7 protein-coding genes, 1 pseudogene and 2 riboswitches are annotated in these 10,366 nt (G+C 70.1%); of the genes and pseudogenes, 5 read left to right on the top strand and 3 right to left on the bottom strand.

The features are described 5' to 3' along the window. Both FUT87_RS15060 and FUT87_RS15055 read right to left on the bottom strand, forming a co-directional pair. A partial coding sequence (locus tag FUT87_RS15060) for an ATP-binding protein (RefSeq protein ID WP_147241542.1) occupies positions 1-1,252 on the bottom strand: 1,252 nt, incomplete at its 3' end. After that, positions 1,249-1,908: a response regulator transcription factor gene (locus FUT87_RS15055; protein WP_091724043.1), complete on the bottom strand. Its 660-nt coding sequence runs from the start codon at positions 1,906-1,908 to the stop codon at positions 1,249-1,251. The genes FUT87_RS15055 and FUT87_RS15060, both read right to left, overlap by 4 nt. A 51-nt stretch (positions 1,909-1,959) precedes the next feature. Further along, positions 1,960-2,063: riboswitch (glycine riboswitch) on the top strand. A gap of 10 nt (positions 2,064-2,073) precedes the next feature. Next, positions 2,074-2,192, top strand: a riboswitch (glycine riboswitch). Positions 2,193-2,256: 64 nt separating this feature from the next. Between FUT87_RS15055 and gcvT the strand changes: the two genes are divergently transcribed. The 4 genes and pseudogenes from gcvT to FUT87_RS15035 all read left to right on the top strand — a co-directional run bounded on the left by gcvT (position 2,257) and on the right by FUT87_RS15035 (position 8,419). Further along, positions 2,257-3,390 (top strand): glycine cleavage system aminomethyltransferase GcvT, encoded by a 1,134-nt coding sequence (gene gcvT / locus FUT87_RS15050; protein ID WP_147241541.1) that lies wholly within the window; start codon positions 2,257-2,259, stop codon positions 3,388-3,390. Positions 3,391-3,489: 99 nt separating this feature from the next. After that, a pseudogene (gene gcvH / locus FUT87_RS15045) lies at positions 3,490-3,860 on the top strand (glycine cleavage system protein GcvH). Between the two features lie 137 nt (positions 3,861-3,997). Further along, positions 3,998-6,892, top strand: coding sequence for an aminomethyl-transferring glycine dehydrogenase (gene gcvP / locus FUT87_RS15040; RefSeq protein WP_147241540.1), 2,895 nt, complete (start codon positions 3,998-4,000; stop codon positions 6,890-6,892). A 135-nt stretch (positions 6,893-7,027) separates the two neighbouring features. Beyond that, positions 7,028-8,419 (top strand): L-serine ammonia-lyase, encoded by a 1,392-nt coding sequence (locus FUT87_RS15035; RefSeq protein WP_147241539.1) that lies wholly within the window; start codon positions 7,028-7,030, stop codon positions 8,417-8,419. Between the two features lie 18 nt (positions 8,420-8,437). Here FUT87_RS15035 and FUT87_RS15030 read toward each other — a convergent pair whose 3' ends face one another. Continuing rightward, positions 8,438-8,635: a hypothetical protein gene (locus tag FUT87_RS15030; protein WP_147241538.1), complete on the bottom strand. Its 198-nt coding sequence runs from the start codon at positions 8,633-8,635 to the stop codon at positions 8,438-8,440. 226 nt (positions 8,636-8,861) lie between these two features. On the opposite strand from FUT87_RS15030, the gene FUT87_RS15025 reads away from it, so the two are divergent. Then, positions 8,862-10,366: MFS transporter (locus FUT87_RS15025; protein ID WP_255511854.1), on the top strand; the 1,505-nt coding region annotated here is incomplete at its 3' end.

Genomic DNA, 10,366 nt, shown 5'->3' with positions numbered 1-10,366 from the left:
CCAGGCCCAGGCCGCTGCCCGGGGCCTGCTGGGCCTGCGCCTCGGAGCGGTAGAAGCGGTCGAAGACCCGGCCACGCTCGGCGTCGGGAATGCCGGGCCCATCGTCCTCGACCACCAGCAGCGCCATGCCGCCGCTGCGCTCCAGGCTCAGGTCGACGCGGCTGCGTCCGTACTTGATGCCGTTGTCCAGCAGGTTGCGCAGCAGCATGGTCAGCGCCTCGCGGTGGCCATCCACCAGCACCGCATCGCAGCGCTCCATGCCCAGGTCGATGCCACGGGCCTGCGCCAGCGTCGCCGCGTCGATCACGCCGTCGCGGCACAGCGCATCCAGCGCGATCGGCTGCGACGGCGCCTGCGCCCTGGCACTGTCCTGCCGCGCCAGCGCGAGCAGCTGCTCGATCAGATGGGACGCGCGGTCGATGCCCTGCCCGAGCTTCTCCAGCGCCTGCGCGCGGGCGGCGTCGTCCGGCGCGCGCCGCAGCGACTGCAGCTGCAGCTTCAGCGCCGCCAGCGGCGAGCGCAGCTCATGCGCCGCGTCGGCCACGAAGTGCTGTTGCTGCTCGAAGGCCTGCCGCACGCGGTCCAGCAGGCCGTTGAGTTCGGTGACCAGCGGCTGGATCTCAGCGGGGAGGTCCTCGTCGTCGACCGGCGCCAGGTCCTGCGCCGCGCGGCGCGACAGCTGCTGGCGCACCCGCTCCAGCGGCGCCAGCGAATGCGAGACCACCCACCACACGACCAGCGCCAGCATCGGCAGCATCAGCGCCGTCGGCAGCACCGTGCGCCACGCGAGCTGCCCCGCCATGCGCTGGCGCACCGCGATGTCCTGCGCGACCTGCACGACCTGGAAACGGCCCTGCACCGCGAAGACCCGATAGCGCTTGCCGCGCAGCGCGACATTCGAGAAGCCCAGCACCGCGCGCTGCGGCAGCCAGTCCGGGCCGGCCGAGCGGTACAGCGGCGTGCCGTCCAGGCCCCAGACCTGCACGATCAGGTCGATGCTCTGCTCCTCCCCCAGCGGCAGCGGCAGGCCGGTGCCCATGCCCGCGCGCAGCGAGAGCGCGACCTGCTGCATCTGGTAGTCGAAGATCTCGTCGGTCTCCATCAGCGCGTTGCGGTAGGCGCTCATGCCCTGGATCAGCGCGCTGGTCAGCATCGCGCCCAGCAGGAACAGCAGCAGCCGGTAGCGCAGCGAGCGCGGCAGCAACACGAACCGGCCGCGCCGCGGCGCGTCGGGCTCCAGGCCCGCGTTCATTCCTTGGGCACGCGGTAGCCGACGCCGCGGACGTTCTGGATCAGCTCGGCGCCCAGCTTCTTGCGCAGGCCGTGGATGTAGACCTCGACGGCGTTGCTGCTGATCTCGTCCTTCCAGCCGTACAGCTTCTCCTCGAGCTGCTGGCGCGACAGGACCATGCCGGGGCGCGCCAGCAGCGGCTCCAGCACCGCCCATTCGCGCTGCGACAGCGTCACCGGATGGCCGTTGGCGGTGACCTCGCGCGTGGCGGGGTTGATGCTCACGCCCATGTGCTCGTAGACCGGCTCGGCTCGGCCGGCGGCGCGGCGCAGCAGCGCGCGGATGCGGGCCAGCAGCTCGTCGAGCTCGAAGGGCTTGAGCACGTAGTCGTCCGCCCCGGCATCGAGCCCGGCCACCCGCTGCGCGGTGGCGTCGCGCGCGGTGGCGATGAGCACCGGCACCGTCTGCTTGCGCCCGCGCAGGGCCTGCAGCACGCTCATGCCGTCGCGCTTGGGCAGGCCCAGGTCGAGCAGCACCAGGTCGTAGGTCTGGGATTGCAGCGCGGTGTCGGCGATCTCGCCGTCGCGCACCCAGTCCACGGCATAACCTTCGGCGCGCAGCAGTCCGAGCAGCTGCTCGCCGATCATGAGGTCGTCTTCCACCAGCAGGAGTCGCATGGGCGCGATTGTGCACGTCCGGCTGGACCGGGTCATTTCCATGACTACAATGCGCGCCTGTCAGGAGAGAGCCCCCTCGCGGGGGCCGCCGAAGGCGCAGTGGCACTGGCGATCCCACGCTGCGAACGCTCAGGCAAAAGGACTGACGAAACGCCCGAGACATCGGGCGTCCTCACTGGAGAGAGGCGGGGCGGACCACCGGTCGAGCCCGTCCACCGAAGGGGCAAGCCACCGGTCAACCACCGGCGGCCAATCTCTCAGGTAAAGCGGACAGCGAGGGCATCTCCCCCACCCGGACGTGATCGGTTCACAGTCGGGTGGTCATGACGAATGCCCTCGGAGCGAGACATGTCCGCCGATCAGAACCTGAACACGCCCCTGCACAAAACCCCCCTGCACGCGCTGCACCTGGAACTGGGCGCCAAGATGGTGCCCTTCGCCGGCTACGACATGCCGGTCCAGTACCCCGCCGGCGTGATGGCCGAGCACAAGCACACCCGCGCCAAGGCCGGCCTGTTCGACGTCTCCCACATGGGCCAGGTGCTGCTGGTGGGCGACGACGCCGCCGCCGCGCTCGAGACCCTGGTGCCGGTCGACATCGTCGACCTCGGGATGTTCAAGCAGCGCTACGCGCTCTTCACCGCCGACGACGGCGGCATCCTCGACGACCTGATGGTGGCCCGCCGCACCGACGGCCTGTTCGTGGTCGTCAACGCCGGCTGCCGCGACCAGGACATCGCCCATATGCAGAAGCATCTGTCGGGCCGCTGCGAGGTGCGTCCTCTGCCCGACCAGGCGCTGCTCGCGCTGCAGGGCCCGCAGGCGGTGACCGCGCTGTCGCGCCTGAACGCGGGCGTCGCCCAGCTGGTCTTCATGACCGGCGGTTTCTTCGAGCTGGACGGCATCCCCACCTTCGTCACCCGCTCGGGCTACACCGGCGAGGACGGCTACGAGATCTCCGTCGCCGCCGATCGCAGCGTCGAGCTGGCGCGCAAGCTGCTGTCCCAGCCCGAGGTGATGCCCATCGGCCTGGGCGCGCGCGACTCGCTGCGCCTGGAAGCCGGCCTGTGCCTGTACGGGCACGACATCGACACGACGACCACGCCGGTCGAGGCCTCCCTGACCTGGGCGATCCAGAAGGTGCGCCGCGCCGGCGGCGCGCGCGCCGGCGGTTATCCCGGCGCGACCGTCATTGACCGCCAGTTCGCCGAAGGCGCCGCGCGCAAGCGGGTCGGCCTGGTGAGCTCCGAACGCATGCCGGTGCGCGAAGGCGCCAAGCTCGTCAATGCCGACGGCCAGGAGATCGGCGTCGTCACCAGCGGCACGCTGGGCCCGACGGTCGGCAAGCCGGTGGCGCTGGCCTATGTGCAGACGCCGTACGCCGCGCTGGGCACCGAGCTCTTCGCCGAAGTCCGCGGCAAGCGCACCCCGATGACGGTCTCTTCCACGCCGTTCACGCCCAACGGATACTTCCGCGGCTGATCCACGATCCTGGGTCACCTCGTCCCCCCGTTCCCTCGAGCCGACGCGAGTCGTCCTCGGGATTCCCGTTCCAACCATCCGATTGCACGGAGCCTCTCCATGAGCATCAAGTACACGCCCGACCACGAGTGGGTCGACACCACCGACGGCATCGCCACCGTGGGCATCACGGTCCACGCGCAGGACGCGCTGGGCGACGTCGTGTTCGTGGACCTGCCGGACGTCGGCAAGTCCTTCGCCGCCAAGGAAGTGGCCGGCGTGGTCGAGTCGGTCAAGGCCGCCGCCGACGTCTACGCCCCGGTCTCGGGCGAGATCGTCGAGGTCAACGAGGCGCTGCGCGCGACCCGTCGCTGGCCAACACCGACCCGCTGAAGTCGGGCTGGTTCTTCAAGGTCAAGCTGTCCAACCCGGCGGAACTCGACGGGCTGATGGACACCACGGCTTATGACGAGCTGGTGAAGAACTCCTAATCGTCGCCCCCTGCGCGCAAGGCCTCGTCAGGCCTGCCGCCGCCGCTGGCCCTCCCCCCTGCCCTCTCCCGCAAGCGGGAGAGGGAGCCCGGCAGGCCTTGCGCCGCAAAGAACTTCATCTCCAGGATCGCCCCGCCATGTCCGCCCTGCCCTCCTTCGCCGAACTCGAGAACGCCGTCGAGTTCCACGCCCGCCACATCGGTCCCGACGCGCACGACGAAGCGCTGATGCTGTCGGCCATCGGCAGCGCCTCGCGCGCCGCGCTGATCGACGCGATCGTGCCGGCCGCCATCAAGCGCGCCGCGAAGATGGACCTGCCGGACGCCGTGACCGAAGCGCAGGCGCTGGCCGAGCTCAAGGCCATCGCGGGCAAGAACCAGATCCTCAAGTCCTTCATCGGCCAGGGCTACCACGGCACCCTGACCCCGGGCGTCATCCTGCGCAACATCCTCGAGAACCCCGCCTGGTACACCGCCTACACGCCCTACCAGGCCGAGATCTCGCAGGGCCGCATGGAGGCGCTGGTCAACTTCCAGACCATGGTCTGCGACCTGACCGGCCTGGCCATCGCCAACGCCTCGATGCTGGACGAGGCCACCGCCGCCGCCGAAGCGATGACGCTGGCCGCGCGCGTGGGCAAGAGCAAGAGCCAGACCTTCTTCGTCGCCGATGACGTGCTGCCGCAGACGCTGGAAGTCGTGCGCACCCGCGCCGAGCCGCTGGGCATCACCGTCCAGGTCGGCCCCGCCGAGGACGCCGGCAAGGCCGAGTGCTTCGGCGCGCTGATCCAGTACCCCGGCGTGACCGGCGTGGTGCGCCCGCTGCAGGCGATCGCCGACGCGGTCCACGCGCACGGTGGCCTGCTGGTGGCCGCGGCCGACCTGCTGGCGCTGACGCTGATCGCCGCGCCCGGCGAGCAAGGCGCCGACATCGCCGTCGGCACCACCCAGCGCTTCGGCATGCCCATGGGCGCCGGCGGCCCGCACGCCGCCTACATGGCCTGCCGCGACGAGTTCAAGCGCTCGCTGCCGGGCCGCCTGGTCGGCGTGTCGGTCGACGCGCACGGCAAGCCCGCCTACCGCCTGTCGCTGCAGACGCGCGAGCAGCACATCCGCCGCGAGAAGGCCACCTCCAACATCTGCACGGCGCAGGTGCTGCCGGCCGTCGTGGCCAGCATGTACGCCGTGTATCACGGGCCGCAGGGCCTCAAGCGCATCGCGCAGCGCGTGGCCGCCTACGCCGCCGTGCTGGCGCAGGGCCTGAAGGCGCTGGGCCTGACGCTGGCCCACGAGACCGCCTTCGACACGCTGCACGTGAAGACCGGCGCGCACACCGGCCCGGTGCTGGCCGCCGCCGTCGCCGCCGGCATGAACCTGCGCCGCGCGAGCGAGGACAGCATCAGCCTGACGCTGGACGAGACCACCACCCGCGCCGACGTGCAGGCGCTGCTGACCGTCTTCGCCGAGGGCAAGCCGGTGCCGGACGCCTTCGCCGCGGCCGGAGCCCCGACCACGCTGGTGCCGGCCGCGCTCTCGCGCACCAGCGCCTACCTGACGCATCCGATCTTCAACATCCACCACTCCGAGACGGAGATGCTGCGCTACATCCGCCTGCTGTCCGACAAGGACCTGGCGCTGGACCGCAGCATGATCCCGCTGGGCTCGTGCACGATGAAGCTCAACGCGACCAGCGAGATGATCCCCATCACCTGGCCCGAGTTCGCGCAGGTGCACCCCTTCGCGCCGCAGAGCCAGCTGCAGGGCTACGCCCAGCTGGACCAGCAGCTCACGTCCTGGCTGTGCCAGGCCACCGGCTACGCGGGCGTCTCGCTGCAGCCCAACGCCGGCTCGCAGGGCGAGTACGCCGGTCTGCTCATCATCAAGGCCTGGCATGAGTCGCGTGGCGACGCGCATCGCAAGATCTGCCTGATTCCCGAGTCGGCGCACGGCACCAACCCGGCGTCGGCGCAGATGGTGGGCATGCAGGTCGTGGTCACCAAGTGCGACAAGGAAGGCAACATCGACCTGGCCGACCTGAAGGCCAAGTGCGAGCAGCACAGCGCCAACCTGGCCGCGATCATGATCACCTACCCCTCGACCTACGGTGTCTTCGACACCCACGTCAAGGAGATCTGCGCGCTGGTGCATGAACACGGCGGCCGCGTCTACGTGGACGGCGCCAACATGAACGCGCTGGTGGGCATCGCCGCGCCGGGCCAGTTCGGCGGCGACGTGTCCCACCTGAACCTGCACAAGACCTTCTGCATCCCGCACGGCGGCGGTGGCCCGGGCGTCGGCCCGGTCTGCGTGGTCGAGGACCTCGTGCCCTTCCTGCCGGCGCACCGCTCGGCCGGCCTGGGCGAGAAGACCGCCATCGGCGCCGTCTCCGCCGCGCCGCTGGGCAACGCGGCGGTGCTGCCGATCTCGTGGATGTACATCCGCATGATGGGCGAGACCGGCCTGAAGGCCGCGACCGAGACCGCGATCCTGTCGGCCAACTACGTGGCCGCGCGTCTGTCGGACCACTACGACATCCACTTCAGCGGCAACATCGACGGCGTCAAGGGCGGCGGCGTGGCCCACGAGTGCATCCTGGATCTGCGCCCGCTCAAGGACAGCTCCGGCATCTCCGCCGAGGACGTCGCCAAGCGCCTGATCGACTACGGCTTCCACGCGCCGACGCTGTCCTTCCCGGTCGCCGGCACGCTGATGGTCGAGCCGACCGAGAGCGAGTCGAAGTTCGAGCTGGACCGTTTCATCGCCGCGATGATCCAGATCCGCGAGGAGATCGCGAAGGTCGAGTCCGGCGCCTGGTCCAAGACGGACAACCCGCTGCTCAACGCGCCGCACACCGCCGAGAGCCTGCTCAAGACCGAGTGGACGCATGGCTACAGCCGCGACGACGCGGCCTATCCGGTCCCGGCGCTGCGTCACGTGAAGTATTGGTCGCCGGTGGGCCGCGTGGACAACGTCTACGGCGACCGCAATCTCGTCTGCTCGTGCCCTCCGCTCTCGGCCTACGCTGACGAGTGATCAGGGTGAATCAAGGAGGCCGCTGACGCGGCCTTCTTTTTGGCCTAGCTTCTTTCAAGGCCGCACGGTCGGCGCGTCACGAGCGCGCAGAACCGGACGGCGCAAGCCCGCAAGGGAATACCCACGAGGTCCGCCATGGCAGTTTCCGTTTTCGACCTGTTCAAGATCGGCATCGGGCCGTCGAGCTCGCACACCGTCGGGCCGATGCGCGCCGCGCGCATGTTCGTGCAGCGCCTGCGGCATGAGGGCGTGCTCGAGCGCACGGTGCGCGTGGCCACCGGGCTGTACGGCTCGCTGGGCGCGACCGGCAAGGGCCACGGCTCGGACAAGGCCGTGCTGCTGGGCCTGGCCGGCCATGAGCCGGACACGGTCGACATCGAAAGCATTTCCGGCATCCTCGACGCCATCCGCAACGACAAGCGCATCGCGCTGGGCGGCGACCATGTCGTCGCCTTCGACGAGGCGCGCGACCTGGTGATGTACCGGCGCCAGAGCCTGCCGCTGCACGCCAACGGCATGCGCTGCATCGCCTACGACGCCGAAGGCAACGAGCTGCAGAACCGCGTCTACTACTCCGTCGGCGGCGGCTTCGTCGTCACCGAGGAAGTCCTGGCCGACGGCGCCAAGCAGAAGCAGATCGCGCCGGACACCACGGTGCTGCCCTACCCGTTCAAGACCGGCGCCGAGCTGCTCGCGCTGACCGAACAGGAAGGTTGCTCGATCGCCGAGATCATGCGCCGCAACGAGCGCCACTGGCGTCCCGACGAGGAGACGCGCGCGGGCCTGCTGAAAATCTGGCGCGTGATGCAGGAATGCGTGCAGCGCGGCTGCCGCACCGAGGGCATCCTGCCCGGCGGCTTCAAGGTGAAGCGACGCTCGGCGGCGCTGTACCGCGATCTGGTCGCGCATCCGGAGGCGGCGCTGCGTGATCCGCTGCAGGTGATGGACTGGGTCAACCTGTATGCGCTGGCGGTCAATGAAGAGAACGCCGCCGGCGGCCGCGTCGTGACCGCGCCGACCAATGGCGCGGCCGGCATCGTGCCGGCGGTGCTGCACTACTACGCGCGCTTCGTGCATGGCGCCAATGAGGACGGCATCGTCGACTTCCTGCTGACGGCCGCGGCGATCGGCATCCTCTACAAGGAGAACGCCTCGATCTCAGGCGCCGAGGTCGGCTGCCAGGGCGAGGTGGGCGTGGCCTGCTCGATGGCCGCCGGCGCGCTGTGCGCGGTGATGGGTGGCACGCCCGCCCAGGCCGAGAACGCGGCCGAGATCGGCATGGAACACCACCTGGGCCTGACCTGCGATCCGGTCGGCGGCCTGGTGCAGATCCCCTGCATCGAGCGCAACGCGATCGCCTCGGTCAAGGCCATCAACGCGGCGCGCATGGCGCTGCGCGGCGACGGCACCCACCATGTCAGCCTGGACAAGGTCATCAAGACCATGCGGGAGACCGGCGCCGACATGATGACCAAGTACAAGGAGACCGCCCGCGGCGGTCTGGCGGTCAACATCGTCGAATGCTGACGCGCCGGCGGCGACGCGTCAGCCGTCGTCGCCGACCGTGAACGAGGCCGGAGTCGAGCCGGCGTCGCCGTCGTCCTCCAGGCCCGCGCCGCGGGCGTCCTGCACCGCGCTGAACAGCAGGCCGATGGTCATGGCGAGGCTGCACAGCAACAGCGCGGTCTTGAACAAGCTGGTAGGTTCGGTCCTCGCGGCCTTGGCGTGCTTGGTGATGCTCATGGCGGTCTCCTTTGGATCTGACGCATGGTCCGCCCGTCGATGCCGCCGAGGCAGACGCCGATGACGCATCGCCGGGTCCTGCAATGGCGTCAGCGCGCGTCGGCGATCGACCGACAACGAGGATGTAGAAATCCGTCAGCCCCGATCGTCGTGAAGCGAAACCCCGTCTGTCTTCACGAAGCCGTCACGGGTCCTGCCACCCCCTCTGAATGGATGCGAATCCGCCATGACTGCTCACCTTGATCCGAAGCGGCGCCGCTGGCTGGCGCTGGGCGTGCTCTGCCTGGGCGTGCTGATGATCGTGCTGGACACGACCATCGTGAATGTCGCCCTGCCCTCGATCCGCGCCGACCTGCACTTCACCGAGACCTCGCTGGTCTGGGTGGTCAACGCCTACATGCTGACCTTCGGCGGTTTCATGCTGCTGGGGGGCCGGCTGGGCGACCTGTACGGCCACCGGCGCATGTTCCTGGCGGGGCTGGCGCTGTTCACCGCCGCGTCGGCCGCCTGCGGCCTGGCGCACACCCAGGGGCTGCTGATCGCGGCCCGCGCGGTCCAGGGGCTGGGCGGGGCGGTGGTGTCGGCGATCTCGCTGTCGCTGATCATGAACATGTTCACCGAGCCCGCGGAGCGGGCCAAGGCCATGGGCGTCTACGGCTTCGTCTGCGCCGGCGGCGGCAGCATCGGCGTGCTGCTGGGCGGCCTGCTGACCAGCACGCTGAGCTGGCATTGGATCTTCCTGGTGAACCTGCCGATCGGCGCGGTCGTGATCGGCCTGTGCCTGTGGCTGATCGGGCGCGCCGGCCCGACGGCGCCCGACGAGACCCTGGACTGGGCCGGCGCCGTGACCGTGACGCTGTCGCTGATGCTGGCGGTCTACGCCGTCGTCAACGGCAACGAGGCCGGCTGGACCTCGCCCCGCACGCTGGGCCTGCTGGGCGTGGCGGCGGCGCTGATGGCGGCCTTCCTGGTGCTGGAGACCCGGGTGGCGCATCCGCTGATGCCGCTGTCGCTGTTCCGGCTGCGCTCGGTGGCGGTGTCCAACGTGATCGGCGTGCTCTGGGCGGCGGCGATGTTCGCGTGGTTCTTCCTGTCGGCGCTCTACATGCAGCTGGTGCTGGGCTACGACGCGATGCACGTGGGCCTGGGTTTCCTGCCGGCCAACCTGATAATGGCGGCCTTCTCGGTCGGCCTGTCGGCGAAGCTGGTGATGAAGCTGGGCCTGCGCAAGCCGCTGTGCGGCGGGCTGCTGCTGGCGGCGCTGGGGCTGGCGCTGTTCGCGCGGGCGCCGGCGGACGGCGGCTTCTGGCTGGACGTGCTGCCCGGCATGCTGCTGCTGGGCCTGGGCGCCGGGGTGGCCTTCAACCCGGTGCTGCTGGCGGCGATGAGCGAGGTCGCGCCGAGCGAATCGGGCCTGGCCTCGGGCATGGTGAACACGTCCTTCATGATGGGCGGTTCGCTGGGGCTGGCGGTGCTGGCGCTGATCCTGCTTGTCGAAGGCCTGGTGCTGATCGGCGCGTCCGAGGTCACCAACGACTACGTGCGCAACTTCATGCGCGGCACGGTCGACCTGCTGGTGCGCGACCTCGCCCCGCTCGATCCGCCGGCGCGGCGCGAGCGCGTGCGCGAGCTCGATGCGCAGTTCGACTATCCGGTCCGGCTCGTGCGCACGGACCTCACGCCGCTCAGCGCCGAGCAGCGCCGCCGGCTGGGCCGCGGCGAGGTGCTGGT

This window comes from Mitsuaria sp. TWR114 (assembly GCF_007997345.1).
The sequence above is the reverse complement of the archived record's forward strand: the minus strand, read 5'-3'. Positions and strand labels throughout refer to the sequence as shown.